This window comes from Pseudomonas sp. HP_01 (assembly GCF_055284355.1).
In genome coordinates, this window is sequence record NZ_JBTOPV010000004.1 from 1 (window position 1) to 20,368 (window position 20,368).

The window sequence follows — 20,368 nt, forward strand, 5'->3', positions numbered from 1 at the left end:
GCCCGGCCGTCGGTGACTGATCAAACGCTATTCGCGGGCAAGCGCGCTCCTACAATTAATCACCGATCAAGGCGCAGGATTCGGCTGATCCTTGTGAATCGCCTCGATGCCCGCCAGCACTTCATCCGACAGCTCCAGTTCCGCGCTCGCCAGGTTGCTTTCCAGCTGCTCAAGCGTGGTGGCGCCGATGATGTTGCTGGTGACGAAGCTGCGGCTGGTCACGAACGCCAGGGCCATTTGCGCAGGATCAAGACCATGCTCGCGGGCCAGCGCAACGTAGCGCGCGCAGGCCGCTTCCGATTGCGGATTGAAATAGCGCGTGAAGCGGCTATACAGGCTCAGGCGGCCTTTGGCAGGACGGGCGCCGTCGGCGTATTTGCCGGACAACATCCCGAACGCCATGGGCGAGTAGGCCAGCAGGCCGCATTGCTCGCGAATCGCCACTTCCGCCAGGCCCACCTCGAAGCTGCGGTTGAGCAGGTTGTAGGGGTTCTGAATGGAAACCGGACGCGTCAGGCCATGGGCATCCGATTCGGCGAGGAACTTCATGGTGCCCCACGGCGTTTCGTTGGACAGACCCACGTGGCGGATCTTGCCGGCCTTGACCTGCTCGTCCAGCGCTTCAAGCACTTCCAGCAGCGGGGTGAACTGTTCCTCACTGTGGTTGTAGCCCAGCTTGCCGAAGAAGTTGGTGCTGCGCTCGGGCCAGTGCAGTTGATACAGATCGAGATAATCGGTCTGCAGGCGTTTGAGGCTGGCATCCAGCGCCGCGACGATGTGATCGCGGTTGAATTTCAGCTGACCGTCACGGATGTAGTCGATGCCGTTGCCGGGACCGGCGATCTTGCTGGCGAGGATCCAGTCGGCGCGGTCGCCGCTTTGCTTGAACCTGTTGCCGATGATGGTCTCGGTGCTGGCGTAGGTTTCTTTCTTCGGCGGGACCGGATACATCTCGGCGGTGTCGATGAAATTGATGCCGGCGGCCTTGGCCCGTTCGATCTGCGCGAAGGCCTCGGACTGGCTGTTCTGCTCGCCCCAGGTCATGGTGCCGAGGCAGATTGCACTGACATTGAGGTCGGTTCTGCCCAGTTGGCGGTAGTCCATTTGGCTCTCCTGTTTAAAAGAGCCATAAAAGCAGGTTGAAATTTTTTTCGCAATCGGCATAATTCCGCTCCTCTTTGTCGCTGGAGTGATGCCCTGCGCCAAAAGAAACCGCTGCGATCGAACGCGCTGACCCGAGCCCCCTATAGCGTTCGTGCCCGGCGGCCTTTGACTTGTCAAAGACCGTACTAATGAGTATGCTCCGCCGTCTATTTTTCAGGGCGGCCTTTGAGGCTATAAAGAATGAAAACTTTTACCGCTAAACCGGAAACAGTAAAGCGCGACTGGTTCGTCGTCGACGCTGCTGGTCAGACCCTGGGTCGTCTGGCCACTGAAATCGCGAGCCGTCTGCGTGGCAAGCACAAGCCGGAATACACTCCGCACGTTGACACTGGCGACTACATCGTCGTGATCAATGCTGAGCAGATCCGTGTCACCGGTGCCAAGACCACCGACAAGATCTACTACTCTCACTCCGGTTTCCCGGGCGGGATCAAGTCGATCAACTTTGAAAAGCTGATCGCCAAAGCTCCTGAGCGCGTGATCGAGACCGCGGTCAAAGGCATGCTGCCTAAGAACCCGCTGGGTCGCGACATGTATCGTAAGCTGAAAGTCTATGCGGGCGCTGCACACCCTCATACTGCTCAGCAGCCCCAAGAACTGAAGTTTTAACGGAATAGTTCATTATGTCGGCGACTCAAAATTACGGCACTGGCCGTCGCAAGACCGCAACCGCTCGCGTTTTCCTGCGTCCGGGTACCGGTAACATCTCCATCAACAACCGTTCCCTGGACTCGTTCTTCGGTCGCGAAACTGCCCGCATGGTAGTTCGTCAGCCGCTGGAACTGACTCAGACTGTCGAGAAATTCGACATCTACGTCACTGTCATCGGCGGTGGTGTGAGTGGTCAAGCTGGCGCAATCCGCCACGGTATCACCCGCGCTCTGATGCAATACGACGAAACCCTGCGTGGCGCTCTGCGCAAAGCTGGCTTCGTCACTCGCGATGCTCGCGAAGTTGAACGTAAGAAAGTCGGTCTGCGTAAAGCGCGTAAGCGTCCGCAGTACTCGAAGCGTTAATTCGCTTCCGTTCAAAAAGAACGCTCAGTTTCTATACGAAGCTGGGCGTTTTTTTATGGCTGTCTTTTATTGATTTCGAGGGCCTGGTCAAGGAGATCTCGGATGCTGACGGGAGAGGGCTCAATGGGCAATGACGGCGTTAACACGGGCCGGCGTCGCTTCCTTGTGACGGCCACGTCTGTGGTAGGCGCAGCTGGAGCGGTCGGCGGCGCCGTGCCGTTCGTGGGCTCATGGTTTCCGAGTGCCAAAGCCAGGGCGGCGGGAGCGCCGGTCAAAGTCAACATCAGCAAGATTGAGCCGGGCCAGCAGATGATTGCTGAATGGCGTGGTCAGCCGGTGTTCATTGTCCGTCGCACGCCTGAGATCCTTTCCAGTCTGGGCACGCTTACCGGCGAGCTCTCCGACCCTCAATCAAAGGATTCCACCCAGCCTGCCTATGTCGATCCGGTGGTCCGGTCGATCCGGCCTGAAATCCTGCTGTTGATCGGCATCTGCACCCATCTCGGCTGCTCCCCCACGTTTCGCCCCGAGGTCGCTCCCGCCGATTTGGGCAAGAACTGGGTCGGCGGATATTTCTGCCCCTGTCATGGCTCTCGTTACGACCTGGCCGGACGCGTCTACAAGGCGCAGCCTGCGCCGCTGAATCTGCCAGTGCCGCCGCATTCCTACGAGTCGGACTCAATCATCGTCATTGGTGTGGATCAGGAGCAAGCGTGATGAGCAAGCTCATGGACTGGATCAATGCGCGCTTTCCGGCGACCTCAATGTGGGAAAACCACCTCAGCAAGTACTACGCGCCCAAGAATCTCAATTTCTTCTATATCTTCGGCGCCCTGGCGCTGCTGGTGCTGGTCAACCAGATCCTCACCGGCATCTGGCTGACCATGAGTTACACGCCCACGGCTGAGGGGGCCTTTGCATCGGTCGAGTACATCATGCGTGACGTCGCATACGGCTCGATTCTGCGGCTTTTGCATTCGACCGGCGCGTCGGCATTCTTCATCGTCATCTACCTGCACATGTTTCGCGGGCTGCTGTACGGCTCGTATCAGAAGCCCCGCGAGCTGGTCTGGATCTTCGGGATGCTGATTTATCTGGCGCTGATGGCCGAGGCGTTCACGGGCTACCTGCTGCCGTGGGGGCAGATGTCGTACTGGGGGGCTCAGGTGATCGTTTCGCTGTTCGGCGCGATTCCCATCATCGGCAACGACCTTGCCGAGTGGATTCGCGGGGATTATCTGGTCTCCGGCATCACCCTGAACCGGTTCTTTGCGCTGCACGTCGTGGCCTTGCCGATCATGATCATCGGGCTTGTGGTGCTGCATATTCTGGCGCTGCATGAAGTGGGCTCGAACAACCCCGACGGCGTCGACATCAAGAAATACAAGGACGAGAACGGCAACCCTTTGGACGGCATTCCTTTTCACCCGTACTACACGGTCAAGGATCTGCTCGGCGTCGTGGTGTTTCTGTTCATCTTCTGCTCGGTGGTGTTTTTCTTCCCGGAGATGGGCGGTTACTTCCTCGAAAAATCCAACTTCGAGCAGGCCAACGCTTTGAAGACCCCGGAGCACATTGCGCCGGTCTGGTACTTCACGCCGTTCTACGCGATCTTGCGCGCCATCCCGGACAAGCTTCTCGGCGTCATGGCCATGGGCGCCGCCATCGCCGTGCTCTTCGTGCTGCCGTGGCTCGACCGCAGCCCGGTCAAGTCGATGCGCTACAAGGGGCGGCTGAGTCGCCTCTGGCTGCTGTTGTTTTGCCTGTCTTTCGTGACCCTTGGGGTGCTGGGCGTATTGCCGCCGAGCCCCGGGCGCGCACTGCTGTCACAGGTCTGCACGGTCCTGTATTTCGCCTACTTCATCCTGATGCCGTTCTACACGCGCATGGAGCGGACGAAGCCGGTGCCGGACAGGGTGACAGGCTGATGAAAGCGCTCCTCGCCGTCTTGCTCATTGCCCTGTTGCCGGCGTTGTCATTCGCCGAAGAGCGGGGCGCTGATCTCGAAAGCGTCGACATTGACGTCTCGGACAAGGCAGCCCTGCAGGATGGCGCGGGGACGTTCGTCAATTACTGCATGGGTTGCCACAGCGCCAGGTTCCAGCGCTACGAGCGTGTGGCGGACGATCTCGGTATCCCCCACGACCTGATGCTGGAGAAGCTGGTGTTCACCGGGGCGAAGATCGGTGATCACATGACCATCGGGATGCAGCCTGCGGATGCGAAAAACTGGTTTGGTGCCGCACCGCCCGATCTGACCCTTGTCGCACGCGTTCGCGGAACTGACTGGCTCTATGGCTACCTGCGTTCGTTCTACGAGGACCCGACGCGGCCCTGGGGCGTGAACAACAGGATTTACCCTGACGTGGGCATGCCCAATGTGCTGGAAGGGCTTCAAGGGCGTCAGAGGCTCGGCTGCAAGGAGGTTCAGCGCGTAGAAGACAAAAAAACACACACCGACGCGATCCTGAGTCACGAAGCCTGCGATCAACTGGTCATCATCCCTGATACCGGCACGCTGACCGAAGCGCAGTTTAACGAGAAGGTGAAAAACCTCGTCACCTTCCTCGCTTACTCGGCCAACCCGAACACACTGCAGCACCGGCGCATCGGCACCTACGTGCTGCTTTACCTCGCCGTGCTGTTCATCCTGGCCTGGCTGCTCAAGCGCGAATTCTGGAAAGACGTCCACTGAGCAGGCGTCTGATTCGCGGGTCTGCGCCGCTTGCCGTTGCGCTGTTTCAGGTAGTGGGGGGAGAGCAGGTATAGTGGCGGGCTGAAGATTGCAGAATCTACTTCGAGTAAATGAGCTATCTTGTCGCCCGCGTTGAACACCCGATCATCGTGGACGTCGCCGAAAGCGCCCTCGCGGCGCATCCGTATTTCTGCTTTTTGAATATCTACAAGCGAGGAGGACCGCCATGGGCGTGACCAATCGGTTGGCCTGTTACTCCGACCCCGCCGACCACTATTCCCATCGCGTGCGCATTGTGCTCGCCGAGAAAGGTGTCAGCGCCGAGATCATTGAAGTTGTCGCGGGCCGTCATCCGCCCAAATTGATCGAGGTGAATCCGTACGGCAGCGTTCCAACCCTGGTCGATCGTGACCTGGCGTTGTACGAGTCGACGGTGGTGATGGAATACCTAGACGAACGTTATCCCCATCCGCCGCTGCTCCCGGTCTATCCGGTGGCGCGTGCCAACAGCCGCCTGCTGATCCACCGGATTCAGCGCGACTGGTGCGGGCTGGTGGATCTGATTCTGGACCCGCGCAGCAAAGAAGCCGCACGTGTTCAGGCGCGCAAGGAACTGCGCGAAAGTCTGACCGGCGTGTCGCCGTTGTTCGCGGATAAGCCTTTTTTCCTGAGCGACGAGCAAAGTCTGGTCGACTGCTGTCTATTGCCCATACTCTGGCGCCTGCCGATTCTGGGTATCGAATTGCCGCGGCCCGCCAAGCCGCTGCTTGATTATATGGAGCGCCAATTTGCGCGTGAGGCATTTCAGGCAAGTCTGTCTGGTGTCGAACGCGATATGCGCTAAGGCCTTAGGAGCCGTTTGATGAACTCCAGTCGCCCTTATTTGATCCGCGCGTTGTATGAGTGGATCGTGGATAACGATTGCACACCCCACGTACTCGTCAATGCCGACTACCCGAAGGTTCAAGTCCCGCAAGGGTTTGCCAATGACGGGCAGATCGTCCTGAACATTTCGCCGAGCGCCGTTCGCCATCTGCACATGGACAACGACGCGGTGAGTTTCGAAGGCCGCTTCGGTGGCGTTCCCCACAGCCTGTACGTGCCGATTGCCGCAATCATGGGCATTTATGCTCGCGAGAACGGGCAGGGCATGGTCTTCGACTTGGAGCCTGCTGTGGATGAAGACGAAGATCTGGACGTCGAAGACGACATGCCGCCACCGAACGACGAGCCACCGCGCCCTACGGGCCGGCCGAGTCTGAAAGTGGTCAAGTAAGTCGCTTCTGCCGTAACGATAAAGGCGATCCCCCAGGATCGCCTTTTTTGTGTGTGCCGACTGGCGGCTGCCCATCCAAGCCTGTTTCAGGTTCGCTGGATCGTGTATGTCACTTTACGCTTTCCGTAGATTTCTATTTTGATGACCTCGTTGCGGACGCTGGCAGTTTCAGCAACTTTGATGAGCTTAGTCATGCTGTTGATCGCGCACGTCTTTGACCGATATTTAAACCGTTCAATTTCGGCCACCGAGCACGCCCGATAGGCAGTTCGGATCACGCCGCTTTTCTCTAGCAGACCAATTTTCTCTGGCGAAATCCATGAAATCAGCTCGACAATTTTGTCGATTTTTTCATGTAAATGAGCCACTGCTTGCTGCTCGTCCGTAACGCCGAAGCGCTTCCAGGCCGGCTCATGGTGGAACACTCGGTTACGAAAGTTACGAACAAGCGAAACGCGGTTTTTGCACACCTGAAGCATGCTCGCACTCGTAGGCCATGTGCCCCTAAACACTTGTCCCAGATTCTTCGGCCAAATGAGATTGTTGCCCATGAATTCATTATCAAGGACGAATTCCCACGTGGAAAAATCGGCTTGTGAAACGATCTCTTGGTGCTCGGGAGCACCACCGCTGCCCAGTCGTTTCCCTTTTTTCCTTCTGGCGATCTTGAAGGCTGACTGGAAATTATTGGTCAAATATTCAACAGGCTGCGGAGTGTTTACGACTCCTGCGGTATAGCTTCTGTAGCGAAGCTTGCCTTTTTTCCACCAGAATTTACCGAGGTCAGCCGTGAGCGCAGAGTCAATCGCATTCCTCAGCGTGGCTTTAGCTGCACTGAGCAGCGGGTAGAGGGAGGCGCAGACATGGGAATTCCATAGGTAAGCGCCAACCAGCTCTACGTCATTGCTCACGGAGAAAACTTTGGCGTAGCTGGAGATTCGGTGAGAGCTGATGATTTGATCAATTAGCACGGGTCTGTACAGGACGGTGTGCGGCATGCTCGGCTTCCTTTCAGCGAGGCGCCTGTAAGAATGTGGGTTGACATGGATGTCACCCACCCATAGCATCACTCCCTAGGTTGGCAATGAGCTCCAATGGGCGAAAGCTTAAGACTTTTTGCAAAGACCACGAAACACCCACCCCGACCTCGAGTCGGGGTTTTTGTTTCTGGAGGTTTGCCTGCACGTGTCTGCGTTGGTTCTATTTGCTTGGCATTCGGGCTGGATAGCGAACGTGTCTGGAGGGAGAAGCGGCTCCGGCCAGTCTGCCAGGGCTACCATCGATGTAGACCCAGCTCTCGTTAAACCTGGCTGGCACTCGGACCAAAAGCGATGCAATAAAAAGCCCTCACGCGGAGGGCTCAAAAACCTTTGGCGAATCTGCCACACCGTCAGTCGATGTACTCAAACAGCTTCACGATCTTCTGTACGCCGCCGACGCCTTGCACCAGGTTGGTGGCGCGGGTGGCTTCTGCCTGGGTCAGCAGGCCCAGCAGGTAGACGATGCCGTTTTCGGTCACGACCTTGATGCGCGAGCCCGGGATGGCGCTGTCGGTGAGCATCTCGGTTTTGATCTTGCTCGTCAGCCAGGCGTCATTGCTGCGCGCCAGCATCGAGGACGGACCGGTGACCTGGAGCTCGTTGTTGACCTTCTTGACCTTCTGCACCTGGCTGGCGGTTTGCTCGGCCAGTTGCTTGAGGTCCGTCCGCGGTGTCTGGCCCGCAAGCAGGACGATACCGTTGAAGCTGGTCACGACGATGTGTGAGGCGTTGTCCAGGTCAGGATTGGCTTTGGCGATGTTCACCGAGACCTTGGTCTCGATCAGCGAGTCGTCGATCTTGCTGCCAAAGGTGCGTGTACCGCGATCGTCATCGATCGGCGCTTCGCGGCTGGCGTTGATCACCGAGCTGCATCCGCTGATGCCCAGGCAGAGCGTCAGGGCCAGCAGGCTAAGACGTTTGGATATCATTCTTCACTCCCGAACAGTTGGCTGTCGATCAAGTCGCAAAGGCAGTGGATCGCCAGCAGGTGGACTTCCTGGATACGTGCGGTGACTTTTGCCGGGACGCGGATTTCGACGTCCTCCGGCAACAGCAACGACGCAACGTCGCCGCCATCGCGACCGGTCAAGGCTACGACAATCATTTCACGATCATGTGCGGCCTGGATGGCCTGAATAATGTTCGCCGAATTGCCGCTGGTGGAAATCGCCAGCAGCACATCGCCCGGCTGACCCAGCGCACGAATCTGTTTGGAGAAGATTTCGTTGTAGCTGTAGTCGTTGGCGATGGAGGTGATGGTGGAGGTGTCGGTGGTCAGCGCGATAGCGGGCAGGCTAGGTCGCTCGCGTTCGAAACGGTTGAGCAGCTCCGAGGAAAAGTGCTGGGCATCGCCAGCCGAACCGCCATTGCCGCAGGCGAGCATCTTGCCCTCGTTGAGCAGCGCATTGACCATGACCTGGCTGGCTTGCTCGATGTGGGGTGCAACAACATCCATCGCCTGTTGCTTGGTGTCGATGCTGGCCTGGAAAAGCTGGCGAATTCGGGATTGCATGTCCATCTATGAAAACCTTAATAGGGGCGGCTGGTCGAGATGGCGTCCGATAAGTCATCGGCGTCCCGGCACAAAACTGTGCAGCCCGCAAAGCAAAGAGCAAAAGAGCCAGGGTGGTTCGTCGGGTGGTAAGGGATAAAGCGCAACATCAGAAGCTTCCCGGCTAAAGCCGGTCCTGCAAAGCTAAAGCCGGCCCTACAAAAGGGAAGGCGGCCGATCTTACGCTGCAATCCGACGGAATCATCGCGTTTTCAGCAATCGAACGCGTTCTTCAGCCAATTCAGCGCGGGTGATGTGCCGGGGTCGCCATTGATCGCGACGACGTCGAAGCGACACGGCGAATCGGCCCAGCGCACCTCGCTTTGCAGAAAGGATTGAGCTGCCAGAGTAAGCTTTTGCTGCTTGCGAAAATCGACGCTTTCCAGCGCGCCACCCCAACCGGCGTGGCGACGATACCGAACTTCGACGAATACTACTGTATCGCCGTCGAGCATGACCAGATCAAGCTCGCCGCGTTTGCATGACCAGTTGCGGGTAATCAGCTGCAATCCATGCTGTTGCAGGTGACGCAGGGCGTAGGCTTCGGCCTCGCGCCCTGCAGTTTGACGGGTGGTGCCTGAGGTCAAGGAGCGGTGTCCGGCAGGCGCTGGACCTTGCCGTCTACGAACTCTGCCCACGGCAGCTGGCGCTCTATGCGCTGGCCCTGACCGATCGCCAGGCTGCCGGACAGGCCATCGATGCGGCTGTCAGGAAGGGTTTTCAGCTGAGTCAATCGTGGCGCCAGACGGTACGCGTCGATGCCCATGGCATACAGGCGGCCCAGGCTGCCGGCAGCTTGTGGCCACTGAGCGGTCACTTGCTGGCGCAGCGGGTCGTTTGCGTTCAGCAGCCAAGGGGTTTCGCAGAAGCGCACGCCGTTCAGGTCGTTGTACATCGCCGGGTCGCCGCTGTTGGTAAACAAGTGCGAAGTGGCGTAAACCGGAACATCGCCAGCGTACTGGAAGACCATGGTCGGCTTGATCTGCTGCGCCTGTTGAGGCGTTGCAGCCAGGAACATGAAGTCTACGTCCTGGCGACGGGAAGGCTGAGCAGCCATCTGCGTGCCAGTGGCGCTTTGCACGCGCTGGGCACGGCCTTCGCTGTTACGCAGCTGGAACAGATCGGCGACCTGCTGAGCGAGTGCGACCGGCTGATCGATGCGTTCAGCACCCAGCAAGGTGCCGCCTTTGGCCTGCCAGCTTTGGCGGAAGGCCTCCAGCACGCGATCACCCCATTCACCCTTCGGCACCATGGCAACGGCACTGCGTTTGCCATCGGCCCAGGCACGGCGCGCCACTTCGCGCGCTTCGTCTTCAGCGGCCAGACCGAACTGGAACAGCTCGGCAGGGCCCTGGGTGCCGGAATCGCTGTAGTTCAGCGCCAGGGTGGTAATTGGCAATTGAGGGCGAGCACTCAGCTGTTTAACCAGTGGTTTCTCCAGCGGACCGACCACCAGTTGTACGCCCGCCGCCTTGGCTTGCGCATAAAAGGCGTCCATAGAGGTCACGCGGGAGCTGTCGAACACTTCGATCGCAGGTGGCTTCTCGCCGGCCTGCTGGGCTTGATAGTTCGCGGCCATGAAGCCGTCACGCAGAGCGCGCGATACCGAGGCGAGCGGACCGTCTTGCGGCAGCAGCAATGCGATCTTGGTCAGCGGCTGGCTCTTGAGGTCACGCAATTGCGCGAGGGCAGTCGGCAGCTGACGTGCTGCCGGGTGTTGCGGGTTCTGCGCTTTCCAGTTGTCGATGGCCGCCTGTTGCTGTTCCAGCGTGCCGGCGCCCTTGACCGCGCGGGCCAGGCTCAGCCAGCCGCCCATGTCATCGTTTGCCGAGCTTTGCAGCTGCTCGGGTGGCAGCGCGGCAACCAGCGTCCAGATAGCGTCGTTGTTGGCATTCAAGGCATCGCCTTGCAGCAGCGGGCCCATGAACACGCGCTCGCTTGCAGCGGCGAGGGTCTGGCCGTCTGCTTCAAAAGCACGGGCGCGAACAGTGTGAGCGCGGGTTTGCAGATCAACCGGCATTTCGCCCAGATGCTGCATGCTCGGGTGGTTGAGAGCGGTCAGCGCGGCTTTCGGCTGGCTGCGCCCCAATGCCAGTTCGGCAGACAGGGTGTTGGCGTAGATTTGTTTGTCGGTCTTGAGCTGGTCCATCTGCACCTGCTCAAGGATGCTCGCGGCGCGGCTCGGGTTGTTTTGGCGTGCTGCAAGATCAGCCGCCGTCAGTTTCAGCAACGCAGCCTGATCAGGCGACTTTGCCGCTGCAGCCTGTTCGAGCAGTTGTTCGATGCTGGCATCGGGGGAGCGAGGCAATTCGCCAAGGCTGGAGGAGGGCGAACCGGCACAGGCAGCCAGAAGGGCAGCGAGGCAGAGGGCAGAGAACAGCCGCAGGCAAGCGATCATGTGTATGTTCCTGATACTCGAGCAAATTAGCGTGGAAGTGTACCCAAGCACTGGCCGGGGCGCGACGTTGAAGGCGTTAAAGCGGCGATATGGGTCGTCTACGGGCGTGTCAGCCGAGCTGAAACGTCTTTCGCGGGGTCGCTGCCCTGATGCTGGCGTTCGAACTGCGTTTTCAGGTCTCACGGGGTGCAGCGTCCTGTTTTGTGCGCCGCAGCCTGTACAATGCAGGCTTTTACACAACATGAGGTGTGCGCTTTGACTGCTCCGGGTGTTTCGAATTCCACTACAGGTGCGCTTTATGTGGTGGCCACGCCGATCGGCAACCTGGATGACATCAGCGCCCGTGCCTTGAAGGTGCTGCGCGATGTTTCGCTGATTGCCGCCGAGGATACCCGCCACTCATTGCGGCTGATGCAGCACTTTGGCATTCCGACGCCATTGGCCGCCTGCCACGAGCATAACGAACGCGAGGAGGGCAGCCGCTTCATTACACGGCTGCTGGCGGGCGATAACGTTGCGCTGATTTCCGATGCCGGCACGCCGCTCATTTCCGACCCTGGCTACCACTTGGTGCGTCAGGCTCGGGCAGCAGGTATTCAAGTGATCCCGGTTCCGGGCGCCTGCGCATTGATCGCGGCGCTCTCTGCGGCGGGTTTGCCGTCGGACCGTTTCATCTTCGAGGGCTTCTTGCCGGCCAAGTCGGTGGGCCGAAAGGCGCGGCTCGAACTCGTCAAAGAAGAACCGCGCACGCTTATCTTCTATGAGGCGCCCCACCGCATTCTCGAATGCCTTCAGGACATGGAAGACATCTTCGGCCCGGACCGTCCCGCCGTGCTCGGGCGCGAATTGACGAAAACCTTCGAAACCCTCAAGGGACTGCCGCTGTCCGAGTTGCGCGCTTTCGTTGAAGGCGACAGTAACCAGCAGCGCGGCGAATGCGTTGTGCTGGTGGCGGGCTGGAGTGAGCCCGAAGGCGAAGATGTGATTGGCGCCGAGGCGCGGCGTGTGCTGGATCTGCTGCTGGAAGAAATGCCCCTCAAGCGTGCCGCTGCACTGGCAGCAGAGATCACCGGCGTACGCAAGAACCTGCTTTATCAGGTGGCGCTGGATAAACAGAAAGGCGTGTGACGGGATGTCGCGGGCAGCTCTGCAAATGGCGGGAGAGCCGATTAAAGCTTGTTCTTGAGCCGTCCTCCCATTAACCTTGGCGGCGGAGAGTCGATTGGACAGTCGCTGCCTTTCATTGTTCTGCAATGAAGGGGGGAGGAAAGTCCGGGCTCCATAGGGCGGAGTGCCAGGTAACGCCTGGGGGGCGCGAGCCTACGGAAAGTGCCACAGAAAATAACCGCCTAAGCACTTCGGTGCCGGTAAGGGTGAAAAGGTGCGGTAAGAGCGCACCGCACGTCTGGCAACAGTTCGTGGCTAGGTAAACCCCACTCGGAGCAAGACCAAATAGGGTTCCAAGGCGTGGCCCGCGCTGGAACCGGGTAGGTTGCTAAAGATGTCCAGTGATGGCCATCGTAGAGGAATGACTGTCCTCGACAGAACCCGGCTTACAGATCGACTCTCCACCTCCTTTTATCCCCATCGTTTGTACGATTTATCCCCTCCTGTAATACCAAAAAAATCTTAAACCTCACAAATCACTTTAACTTCGAACGCCATCCGTTTGTTCGTCCTGGGAAATATCCGTAGGACCGATCCGAAATCCGCCACATCTCCTTCGTAAGTGCTCCTAAATATCCGTCCTATAAGGGTTTTCCTCGTGAAGTCGCCTTGACGGTGTGGTGGGCGCATTCCTATAGTGTGCGCAAGTGGCGGAAAGTGGCGTGAAGTGGGTTTTTTGACCGCAAAAAGATAATATTTGGAGATCGCGCCTGTGTTCCGTGGTGCAAACGCAATCAATCTCGATGCAAAGGGCCGTCTCGCTATGCCGAGCCGGTACCGTGACGAGTTGGATTCGCGTAGCGCCGGCCAGATGATCGTCACCATTGATACCGTCGACCCGTGCTTGTGCATCTATCCGCTTCCCGAGTGGGAGCTGATCGAGGCCAAGCTGCGCGAGCTCGCCACATTCCGTGAAGAAAACCGTCGTCTGCAGCGGCTGTTGATCGGTAATGCGGTGGATCTGGAGCTGGACGGCAGCGGGCGTTTCCTGGTGCCGCCACGTTTGCGTGAATACGCCAAGCTCGATAAGCGAGTGATGCTGGTAGGCCAGCTCAACAAGTTTCAACTGTGGGATGAGGACGCCTGGAACGCACTTGCTGATGCGGACCTGGCGGCCATTCAAAAACCGGGTGCGATGCCCGATGAACTGCGTGATTTGATCCTGTGACTACGAATAGCGGCTTCACCCACATCACCGTACTGCTCGAAGAAGCCGTCGAGGCTCTTGCGGTGCGCGCCGATGGCTGCTATCTGGATGGCACCTTTGGGCGTGGCGGACATAGCCGACTTATATTGCAGAACCTGGGGCCGGAGGGTCGGCTTCTCGGATTCGATAAAGATCCCCAGGCGATTGCCACCGGGCAAACGCTGGCGGCCGAAGACGGCCGCTTTGTCATTGTGCAGCGAAGCTTTGCTGAACTGGGCGCCGAAGCTCAAGCGCGCGGGTTGGCAGGCAAGGTCAGCGGCATTCTTCTGGACCTCGGTGTGTCGTCGCCACAACTGGACGACCCTGAGCGCGGTTTCAGCTTCATGAACGATGGCCCCCTCGACATGCGCATGGACCCGTCCCGAGGCGTCAGCGCAGCCGAGTTCGTCAATACCGCGCCCGCCGAAGAAATCGCCCGTGTTTTCAAAGAATACGGCGAAGAGCGTTTCTCCCGCCGCATGGCCGGTGCCGTCGTGGCCCGTCGCGAGACGCAACCGTTCGAGCGCACCGGCGATCTGGCCGAAGTGCTGAAAGTCGCCAACCCGGCGTGGGAGAAGGGCAAGAACCCTGCGACCCGCGCGTTCCAGGGCCTGCGCATTCACGTCAACAACGAACTGGGCGATCTGGAAGCGGGCCTCGACGCTGCACTGGAAGCGCTTGAAGTGGGCGGCCGTCTGGTGGTCATCAGCTTCCACTCCCTGGAAGACCGCATCGTCAAATTGTTCATGCGCAAGCTGGTCAAGGGCGAAGCCGATAACCTGCCGCGCAACCTGCCGATCCGTCATCAGGCGTTCGAGCCGCGTATCAAGCTGATCGGCAAGGCACAGTTCGCCTCCGATGATGAAACCCGCGCCAATCCCCGTTCGCGCAGCGCCGTCATGCGCGTTGCGGAGAAACTCCGATGAGCCGCGGTTTCTTCAAGCCCCTCCCGGGCGGTAGCTTCTTCATGCTGATGTTGTTTATCGCCGTGCTGGTTTCGGCGATCGGTGTGGCGTACAGCGCGCACTGGAACCGTCAGTTGCTCAACTCCCTTTACGGTGAACTCAGCGTGCGCGACAAGGCGCAGGCCGAGTGGGGCCGCCTGATTCTTGAGCAAAGCACCTGGACCGCCCACAGCCGTATCGAAGCCCTGGCCACTGATCAGCTGAAAATGCGCATCCCGAACGCCGCCGATATCAGGATGGTGTCGCCATGATGAAGCTCGAAGGGGCACTCTACCCGTGGCGGTTCCGCGTCGTGGTCGGCCTGCTGTCGGTCATGGTCATCGCGATCTGCTACCGCATCGTCGACCTGCAAGTCATCGACCATCGGTTCCTCATCGAACAGGGCGATGCGCGCAGCCTGCGTACGGTTTCGATTCCCGCACACCGTGGTCTGATCACCGACCGCAACGGCGAGCCCCTTGCCGTCAGTACCCCGGTCACCACCATCTGGGCGAACCCGTCCGAAATGCAGGCCGACAAGACCAAGTGGGTCCAGCTGGCGCAGGCACTGGGACAGGATCCCAAGGCACTGACGGATCGCCTCAATGAACAGGCAAGCAAAGAATTTATCTATCTGGTCCGTGGCCTGACCCCGGAGCAGGGTCAGTCAGTGCTCGATCTGAAAGTCCCGGGCGTTTACGGCAAGGAAGAATTCCGCCGTTTCTACCCGGCGGGCGATGTCACCGCGCACATGGTCGGCTTTACCGACCTGGATGATCACGGCCGTGAAGGCGTAGAGCTGGCCTATGAAGACTGGCTCGCCGGTGTCCCCGGCAAGCGGCAGGTCATCAAGGACCGGCGCGGCAGGATGATCAAAGACCTGCAAGTGAAGAAAAACGCCAAGGCCGGCAAGACCTTGGCTTTGTCTATTGATCTGCGCCTGCAATACCTGGCGACCCGCGAGCTGCGCAACGCCATTCAGGAAAACGACGCCAAGGCTGGCAGCCTGGTGATCATGGACGTGAAAACCGGCGAAGTGCTGGCGATGGTCAACCAGCCGACTTACAACCCGAACAACCGCCGCACCATGGTGCCCGCTGCGATGCGTAACCGCGCGATCATCGACGTGTTCGAGCCGGGTTCGACCATGAAGCCGATTTCCATGACTGCTGCGCTGGAAAGCGGCCGCTGGAAACCGAGCGACAAGGTCGAGGTGTATCCCGGTACGTTGCAGATCGGTAAATACACCATCCGTGACGTAACCAAAACCGAAGGCCCGATCCTCGACCTGACCGGCATCCTGATCAACTCCAGTAACGTCGGCATGAGCAAAGTGGCGTTTGACGTGGGTGGCGAAGCGATTTTCCACGCCATGCAGCGTGTGGGCCTGGGCCAGTACACCGGCCTCGGCTTCCCGGGCGAGCGCGTTGGCAACCTGCCGAACTACCGCGAGTGGCGCAAGGCGGAAACCGCAACGCTGTCATACGGCTACGGCCTGTCGGTAACAGCGCTGCAGTTGGTGCACGCCTACGCGGCACTGGCCAACAACGGCAAGATCGTGCCGCTGACCATTCTCAAGACCGACAATCCAGCCGAGTCGGTTCAGGCCATTCCCGAGGCCACGGCCAAAACCGTGCAGGGCATGTTGCAGCAAGTGATCGAAGATCCGCGCGGCGTTTACCGTGCGCGCGTTCCGTCGTATCACGTGGCGGGCAAGTCCGGTACGGCGCGTAAGACTTCCGTGGGCACCAAAGGCTATGCCGAAAACTCGTACCGTTCGCTGTTCGCCGGTTTCGGCCCGATGAGCAACCCGCGTTACGCGGTCGTTGTGGTCATTGATGAGCCGAGCAAAGGCGGTTACTTCGGTGGTCTGGTTTCCGCTCCAGTATTCAGCAAGGTGATGTCGGGCACGCTGCGCTTGATGAACGTGCGCCCGGACAACCTCGCGCCGGTTCCGCCTGAACAACAAGCCAATGCCGTGCCCGCCGCCGCCCCAGTCAAGGGAGGACGTGGCTGATGTCTTTGAATTTGAGCAAGCTGTTTGCACAGTGCAATCGCGACCTGCTGATTCGCGAACTGACCCTGGACAGCCGCAAGGTGCGTCCGGGCGATCTGTTTCTGGCGATTCCGGGCCTCAAGGTCGATGGCCGTGAGCACATCACCGACGCCATCGCACACGGCGCGGCGGCCATTGCTTATGAAGCCGAAGGCGCCAAAGTACTGCCGATCACCGACATCCCGATGATGCCGGTCAAGGGTCTGGCAGCACAGCTGTCGGACCTCGCCGGTCGCTTTTATGGCGACCCGAGCCGCAACCTGAATCTGATCGGCGTGACCGGCACCAACGGCAAAACCAGCGTGACTCAGTTGGTGGCGCAGGCGCTGGACAAGCTCGGTCAGCACTGCGGCATCATCGGCACGCTGGGCACCGGCTTCTATAGCGAGCTGAAGAGTGGCATTCACACCACGCCGGATCCGATCTCTGTGCAATCCACCCTGTATGACCTGAAAAGGGCCGGGGCCAAAGCGGTTGCCATGGAAGTCTCGTCCCACGGGCTGGATCAGGGCCGGGTTACCGCACTGGCCTTCGACGTGGCGGTGATGACCAATCTGTCCCGCGATCATCTCGATTACCACGGCACCATGGAGGCTTACGCTGCCGCCAAGGCCAAGCTGTTCGCCTGGAATGACCTGCGCTGCCGTGTGGTCAATCTTGACGACGCGTTTGGTCGCCAGCTGGCGGCTGCTCCCCACGCTTCGCGTCTGATTACCTACAGCCAGGAAGACAGCAGCGCTTATCTGTTCTGCCGCGATGCGCATTTCGATGACGACGGCGTACGCGCGACCCTGATAACGCCCCAGGGCAGTCATATCTTGCGCAGCAGCCTGTTGGGTCGTTTCAACCTGAGCAATGTGCTGGCTGCGGTCGGCGCTCTGCTGGGGCTCGACTACCCGCTGGACGACATTTTGAAAGTGCTGCCCTCGCTGGAAGGCCCTGCCGGCCGGATGCAGCGTCTGGGCGGTGGCTCGCGTCCGCTGGTGGTGGTCGATTACGCCCACACCCCTGACGCCCTGGAAAAAGTGCTCGCGGCATTGCGCCCACATGCGAAAGGTCAGTTGACCTGCCTGTTCGGCTGCGGCGGCGATCGCGATCGCGGCAAGCGTCCATTGATGGCCGAAGTGGTTGAGCGTTTGGCGGACAAGGTGCTGGTCACCGACGACAACCCGCGCAGCGAAGACCCGGCTCGTATTTTTGATGACATCCGTGGCGGGTTTAAAGCCGCAGGCCAGGTCGACTTCGTTGCCGGTCGCGGTCAGGCCATCGCCCGGATCATTTCTCAGGCGTCCGCTGCCGATGTGATCGTGCTGGCGGGCAAGGGACACGAGGATTACCAGGAAATAAACGGACAGCGTCAGCCGTTTTCCGATCTCGAAGAAGCCACCAAAGCGCTCGACGCCTGGGAGGCCGCACATGCTTAAGCCGCTCTCGTTCAGCGAATTGCTCGTGCCGCTCGACGCGCGTCGTGTGGGCGATGACTGCAGTTTCTCCGGCGTCAGCATCGACAGCCGCGGGATCACTTCAGGCCAGTTGTTCGTGGCGCTGACCGGCCCGCGTTTTGACGGTCACGACTACCTTGAGCAGGTGGCCGCAATAGGCGCAGTCGGCGCGTTGGTTGAGCGCGAGATCCCGGGCAGTTCACTGCCGCAGTTGATCGTCACCGACACCCGCAAAGCCCTGGCGCAACTGGGCGCGTTGAACCGCAATGCGTTTATGGACAAGCCGGTCGCTGCAATCACCGGTTCCAGCGGCAAGACCACCGTGAAGGAAATGCTCGCGAGCATCCTGCGCACGCGCGGCCCTGTGTTGGCGACGCGCGGCAATCTGAACAATGAACTGGGTGTTCCGTTGACCCTGCTTGAGCTGGCACCGGAATTCGATGCTGCTGTCATCGAGCTGGGCGCGTCCCGTGTGGGCGAGATCGCTTTCACGGTCAGCCTGGCCAAGCCCCATGTCTGTGTCCTGACCAACGCCGGGACGGCCCACGTGGGCGAGTTCGGCGGTCCGGAAAAGATCGTCGAAGCCAAGGGCGAGATCATCGAAGGCCTGGACGCCCGCGGCGTGGCGGTATTGAACCTCGACGACAAAGCGTTCGATACCTGGGTGGCCCGCGCCGGCTCGCGCAAAGTCTTGAGTTTTGCGCTCAAAAACAGCCGTGCTGACTTCTACGCCAGCGACCTGGGCATTGACGCGCGTGGCTGCCCGGCGTTCACGCTGAACACCCCGAACGGTTCCGCGCCGGTGCAATTGAACCTGCTGGGCATGCACAACGTCGCCAACGCCTTGGCCGCCGCTGCTGCTGCCCATGCGCTGGACGTTTCCCTGCCGGGCATCGTCGCCGGGCTCGACAACGTACAGCCGGTCAAAGGCCGCACCGTCGCGCAACTGGCGCCGAACGGCATGCGCGTCATTGATGACACCTACAACGCCAACCCCACTTCCGTGGCTGCCGCGACCGACATCCTCACCGGTTTCCTGGGCCGCAAGGTTCTGGTGCTGGGCGATATCGGCGAACTGGGTGACTGGGCGGAGCAGGGCCATCGCGACGTCGGCGCATACGCAGTCGGCAAGGTCGACGCGCTGTATGCCGTCGGTCCGTTGATGGCCCATGCGGTCAAGGCTTTCGGGCAGGATGCCCGCCATTTTGAAACTCAGGCCGAGCTGATCGAAGCGCTCGGCGCCGAGCACGATAAAAACACCACCATTTTGATTAAAGGTTCACGCAGCGCTGCGATGGAAAACGTCGTGGCGGCCTTATGCGGAACACGCCTGGAGAAACATTAATGCTGCTGCTGCTGGCCGAGTATCTGCAACAGTTCTACAAAGGCTTCGCGGTCTTTCAGTACCTGACCCTGCGCGGGATCCTTGGCGTGCTCACTGCACTGTCACTTTCCCTGTGTCTGGGCCCGTGGATGATCCGCGCCCTGCAGAGCAAGCAGATCGGTCAATCCGTGCGCAACGACGGACCCCAATCGCACCTGTCCAAGTCCGGCACGCCGACCATGGGTGGCGCGCTGATTCTGTCTGCAATCGGCATCGCCACCTTGTTGTGGGCTGACCTGAGCAACCGTTATGTGTGGGTAGTGCTGATCGTCACGCTGCTGTTCGGCGCTATCGGTTGGGTCGACGACTACCGCAAGGTGATCGAGAAGAATTCGCGCGGGCTGCCGAGCCGCTGGAAGTACTTCTGGCAATCGGTGTTCGGCCTGGGCGCGGCGATCTTCCTTTATATGACTGCGCAATCGCCGGTGGAAACCACGCTGCTGATTCCGATGCTCAAGGACTTCAGCATCCCTCTGGGCATTGGCTTCGTGGTGCTGACCTACTTCGTGATCGTCGGCTCCAGCAATGCTGTGAACCTCACCGATGGCCTGGACGGCCTGGCGATCATGCCAACGGTAATGGTCGGCGGCGCGCTGGGGATCTTCTGCTACCTGTCGGGTAACGTGAAATTCGCAGAATACCTGCTGATTCCCTACGTGCCTGGCGCGGGCGAATTGATCGTGTTCTGCGGCGCGCTGATCGGGGCAGGCCTGGGCTTTCTCTGGTTCAACACCTATCCGGCTCAGGTATTCATGGGCGACGTCGGTGCGCTGGCACTGGGCGCGGCATTGGGCACCATCGCTGTCATCGTCCGTCAGGAAATCGTCCTGTTCATCATGGGCGGCGTCTTCGTAATGGAGACCCTGTCAGTCGTCATTCAGGTCGCATCCTTTAAATTAACCGGCCGCCGCGTTTTCCGGATGGCGCCCATCCACCACCACTTTGAACTCAAGGGCTGGCCCGAGCCGCGCGTGATCGTCCGTTTCTGGATCATCACCGTGATCCTGGTGTTGGTCGGCCTTGCCACGTTGAAACTGAGGTAGAACGA

The 20,368-nt window shown here is 59.7% G+C and carries 21 protein-coding genes and 1 other RNA gene; 16 read left to right on the forward strand and 6 right to left on the reverse strand.

Annotated features, from left to right (window positions below; all coding sequences use genetic code 11):
- Window positions 1-66: 66 nt before the first annotated feature.
- Window positions 67-1,104 carry an NADP(H)-dependent aldo-keto reductase gene (locus ACYAR8_RS04175; protein WP_074884424.1) on the reverse strand — a complete coding sequence of 346 codons (1,038 nt, stop codon included), beginning with the start codon at window positions 1,102-1,104 and terminating at the stop codon, window positions 67-69.
- A gap of 240 nt (window positions 1,105-1,344) precedes the next feature.
- Here ACYAR8_RS04175 and rplM point away from each other — a divergent pair, with 240 nt between their 5' ends.
- The 7 genes from rplM to ACYAR8_RS04210 all read left to right on the forward strand — a co-directional run bounded on the left by rplM (window position 1,345) and on the right by ACYAR8_RS04210 (window position 6,151).
- Window positions 1,345-1,773, forward strand: coding sequence for a 50S ribosomal protein L13 (gene rplM / locus ACYAR8_RS04180; protein WP_019693576.1), 429 nt, complete (start codon window positions 1,345-1,347; stop codon window positions 1,771-1,773).
- 14 nt (window positions 1,774-1,787) lie between these two features.
- Entirely contained in the window at window positions 1,788-2,180 is a 393-nt protein-coding gene (gene rpsI, locus ACYAR8_RS04185; protein WP_065992123.1) for a 30S ribosomal protein S9, read from the forward strand.
- A gap of 123 nt (window positions 2,181-2,303) precedes the next feature.
- Entirely contained in the window at window positions 2,304-2,897 is a 594-nt protein-coding gene (gene petA / locus ACYAR8_RS04190; protein WP_463579163.1) for a ubiquinol-cytochrome c reductase iron-sulfur subunit, read from the forward strand.
- Window positions 2,897-4,108 (forward strand): cytochrome b, encoded by a 1,212-nt coding sequence (locus tag ACYAR8_RS04195; protein ID WP_463579164.1) that lies wholly within the window; start codon window positions 2,897-2,899, stop codon window positions 4,106-4,108. The genes petA and ACYAR8_RS04195 overlap by 1 nt, the downstream gene beginning before the upstream one ends.
- Window positions 4,108-4,875 (forward strand): cytochrome c1, encoded by a 768-nt coding sequence (locus ACYAR8_RS04200; protein ID WP_463579165.1) that lies wholly within the window; start codon window positions 4,108-4,110, stop codon window positions 4,873-4,875. Before ACYAR8_RS04195 ends, ACYAR8_RS04200 begins: the two co-directional genes overlap by 1 nt.
- Before the next feature lie 226 nt (window positions 4,876-5,101).
- Complete coding sequence (locus ACYAR8_RS04205) at window positions 5,102-5,719, forward strand: glutathione S-transferase N-terminal domain-containing protein (protein ID WP_074884434.1); 618 nt, start codon at window positions 5,102-5,104, stop codon at window positions 5,717-5,719.
- Window positions 5,720-5,737: 18 nt separating this feature from the next.
- Window positions 5,738-6,151 (forward strand): ClpXP protease specificity-enhancing factor, encoded by a 414-nt coding sequence (locus tag ACYAR8_RS04210; RefSeq protein ID WP_074884437.1) that lies wholly within the window; start codon window positions 5,738-5,740, stop codon window positions 6,149-6,151.
- Between the two features lie 86 nt (window positions 6,152-6,237).
- On the opposite strand, the gene ACYAR8_RS04215 is transcribed toward ACYAR8_RS04210, so the two are convergent.
- The 5 genes from ACYAR8_RS04215 to ACYAR8_RS04235 form a co-directional block, all read right to left on the reverse strand.
- Complete coding sequence (locus ACYAR8_RS04215; RefSeq protein ID WP_463579166.1) at window positions 6,238-7,149, reverse strand: CAAX protease; 912 nt, start codon at window positions 7,147-7,149, stop codon at window positions 6,238-6,240.
- A gap of 392 nt (window positions 7,150-7,541) precedes the next feature.
- Window positions 7,542-8,120, reverse strand: a complete 579-nt coding sequence (locus ACYAR8_RS04220) for a BON domain-containing protein (RefSeq protein WP_463579167.1) — start codon at window positions 8,118-8,120, stop codon at window positions 7,542-7,544.
- Entirely contained in the window at window positions 8,117-8,710 is a 594-nt protein-coding gene (locus ACYAR8_RS04225; protein ID WP_065992135.1) for a phosphoheptose isomerase, read from the reverse strand. The genes ACYAR8_RS04220 and ACYAR8_RS04225 overlap by 4 nt, the downstream gene beginning before the upstream one ends.
- Before the next feature lie 245 nt (window positions 8,711-8,955).
- Window positions 8,956-9,330, reverse strand: a complete 375-nt coding sequence (locus ACYAR8_RS04230; RefSeq protein WP_074884443.1) for a YraN family protein — start codon at window positions 9,328-9,330, stop codon at window positions 8,956-8,958.
- Window positions 9,327-11,141 (reverse strand): penicillin-binding protein activator, encoded by a 1,815-nt coding sequence (locus tag ACYAR8_RS04235; protein WP_108120720.1) that lies wholly within the window; start codon window positions 11,139-11,141, stop codon window positions 9,327-9,329. Before ACYAR8_RS04235 ends, ACYAR8_RS04230 begins: the two co-directional genes overlap by 4 nt.
- 222 nt (window positions 11,142-11,363) lie before the next feature.
- Between ACYAR8_RS04235 and rsmI the strand changes: the two genes are divergently transcribed.
- The 9 genes from rsmI to mraY all read left to right on the forward strand — a co-directional run bounded on the left by rsmI (window position 11,364) and on the right by mraY (window position 20,363).
- Window positions 11,364-12,269, forward strand: a complete 906-nt coding sequence (gene rsmI, locus ACYAR8_RS04240; RefSeq protein WP_074884450.1) for a 16S rRNA (cytidine(1402)-2'-O)-methyltransferase — start codon at window positions 11,364-11,366, stop codon at window positions 12,267-12,269.
- Between the two features lie 86 nt (window positions 12,270-12,355).
- Window positions 12,356-12,713: RNase P RNA component class A (gene rnpB, locus ACYAR8_RS04245), an RNA gene on the forward strand.
- A 307-nt stretch (window positions 12,714-13,020) separates the two neighbouring features.
- Window positions 13,021-13,476, forward strand: a complete 456-nt coding sequence (gene mraZ, locus ACYAR8_RS04250; protein ID WP_192171890.1) for a division/cell wall cluster transcriptional repressor MraZ — start codon at window positions 13,021-13,023, stop codon at window positions 13,474-13,476.
- Entirely contained in the window at window positions 13,473-14,420 is a 948-nt protein-coding gene (rsmH, locus tag ACYAR8_RS04255) for a 16S rRNA (cytosine(1402)-N(4))-methyltransferase RsmH (protein ID WP_463579168.1), read from the forward strand. Before mraZ ends, rsmH begins: the two co-directional genes overlap by 4 nt.
- Window positions 14,417-14,710 (forward strand): cell division protein FtsL, encoded by a 294-nt coding sequence (ftsL, locus tag ACYAR8_RS04260; RefSeq protein WP_037014701.1) that lies wholly within the window; start codon window positions 14,417-14,419, stop codon window positions 14,708-14,710. Before rsmH ends, ftsL begins: the two co-directional genes overlap by 4 nt.
- The gene (locus ACYAR8_RS04265) at window positions 14,710-16,455 is read left to right on the forward strand and encodes a peptidoglycan D,D-transpeptidase FtsI family protein (RefSeq protein ID WP_217648302.1); all 1,746 of its coding nucleotides are present in this window, start codon (window positions 14,710-14,712) and stop codon (window positions 16,453-16,455) included. The genes ftsL and ACYAR8_RS04265 overlap by 1 nt, the downstream gene beginning before the upstream one ends.
- The gene (locus ACYAR8_RS04270) at window positions 16,455-17,918 is read left to right on the forward strand and encodes a UDP-N-acetylmuramoyl-L-alanyl-D-glutamate--2,6-diaminopimelate ligase (RefSeq protein ID WP_463579169.1); all 1,464 of its coding nucleotides are present in this window, start codon (window positions 16,455-16,457) and stop codon (window positions 17,916-17,918) included. The genes ACYAR8_RS04265 and ACYAR8_RS04270 overlap by 1 nt, the downstream gene beginning before the upstream one ends.
- The gene (locus tag ACYAR8_RS04275; RefSeq protein WP_463579170.1) at window positions 17,911-19,281 is read left to right on the forward strand and encodes a UDP-N-acetylmuramoyl-tripeptide--D-alanyl-D-alanine ligase; all 1,371 of its coding nucleotides are present in this window, start codon (window positions 17,911-17,913) and stop codon (window positions 19,279-19,281) included. Before ACYAR8_RS04270 ends, ACYAR8_RS04275 begins: the two co-directional genes overlap by 8 nt.
- Complete coding sequence (gene mraY, locus ACYAR8_RS04280) at window positions 19,281-20,363, forward strand: phospho-N-acetylmuramoyl-pentapeptide-transferase (protein WP_037014691.1); 1,083 nt, start codon at window positions 19,281-19,283, stop codon at window positions 20,361-20,363. The genes ACYAR8_RS04275 and mraY overlap by 1 nt, the downstream gene beginning before the upstream one ends.
- Window positions 20,364-20,368 lie beyond the last annotated feature (5 nt).

What these genes read in the sequence shown, in the direction of transcription:
- ACYAR8_RS04175 (WP_074884424.1), bottom strand. Translation starts at nt 1,104, where the DNA reads ATGGACTACCGCCAACTGGGCAGAACCGACCTCAATGTCAGTGCAATC.
- rplM (WP_019693576.1), top strand. Translation starts at nt 1,345, where the DNA reads ATGAAAACTTTTACCGCTAAACCGGAAACAGTAAAGCGCGACTGGTTC.
- rpsI (WP_065992123.1), top strand. Translation starts at nt 1,788, where the DNA reads ATGTCGGCGACTCAAAATTACGGCACTGGCCGTCGCAAGACCGCAACC.
- petA (WP_463579163.1), top strand. Translation starts at nt 2,304, where the DNA reads ATGGGCAATGACGGCGTTAACACGGGCCGGCGTCGCTTCCTTGTGACG.
- ACYAR8_RS04195 (WP_463579164.1), top strand. Translation starts at nt 2,897, where the DNA reads ATGAGCAAGCTCATGGACTGGATCAATGCGCGCTTTCCGGCGACCTCA.
- ACYAR8_RS04200 (WP_463579165.1), top strand. Translation starts at nt 4,108, where the DNA reads ATGAAAGCGCTCCTCGCCGTCTTGCTCATTGCCCTGTTGCCGGCGTTG.
- ACYAR8_RS04205 (WP_074884434.1), top strand. Translation starts at nt 5,102, where the DNA reads ATGGGCGTGACCAATCGGTTGGCCTGTTACTCCGACCCCGCCGACCAC.
- ACYAR8_RS04210 (WP_074884437.1), top strand. Translation starts at nt 5,738, where the DNA reads ATGAACTCCAGTCGCCCTTATTTGATCCGCGCGTTGTATGAGTGGATC.
- ACYAR8_RS04215 (WP_463579166.1), bottom strand. Translation starts at nt 7,149, where the DNA reads ATGCCGCACACCGTCCTGTACAGACCCGTGCTAATTGATCAAATCATC.
- ACYAR8_RS04220 (WP_463579167.1), bottom strand. Translation starts at nt 8,120, where the DNA reads ATGATATCCAAACGTCTTAGCCTGCTGGCCCTGACGCTCTGCCTGGGC.
- ACYAR8_RS04225 (WP_065992135.1), bottom strand. Translation starts at nt 8,710, where the DNA reads ATGGACATGCAATCCCGAATTCGCCAGCTTTTCCAGGCCAGCATCGAC.
- ACYAR8_RS04235 (WP_108120720.1), bottom strand. Translation starts at nt 11,141, where the DNA reads ATGATCGCTTGCCTGCGGCTGTTCTCTGCCCTCTGCCTCGCTGCCCTT.
- rsmI (WP_074884450.1), top strand. Translation starts at nt 11,364, where the DNA reads ATGCAGGCTTTTACACAACATGAGGTGTGCGCTTTGACTGCTCCGGGT.
- ftsL (WP_037014701.1), top strand. Translation starts at nt 14,417, where the DNA reads ATGAGCCGCGGTTTCTTCAAGCCCCTCCCGGGCGGTAGCTTCTTCATG.
- ACYAR8_RS04265 (WP_217648302.1), top strand. Translation starts at nt 14,710, where the DNA reads ATGAAGCTCGAAGGGGCACTCTACCCGTGGCGGTTCCGCGTCGTGGTC.
- ACYAR8_RS04270 (WP_463579169.1), top strand. Translation starts at nt 16,455, where the DNA reads ATGTCTTTGAATTTGAGCAAGCTGTTTGCACAGTGCAATCGCGACCTG.
- ACYAR8_RS04275 (WP_463579170.1), top strand. Translation starts at nt 17,911, where the DNA reads ATGCTTAAGCCGCTCTCGTTCAGCGAATTGCTCGTGCCGCTCGACGCG.
- mraY (WP_037014691.1), top strand. Translation starts at nt 19,281, where the DNA reads ATGCTGCTGCTGCTGGCCGAGTATCTGCAACAGTTCTACAAAGGCTTC.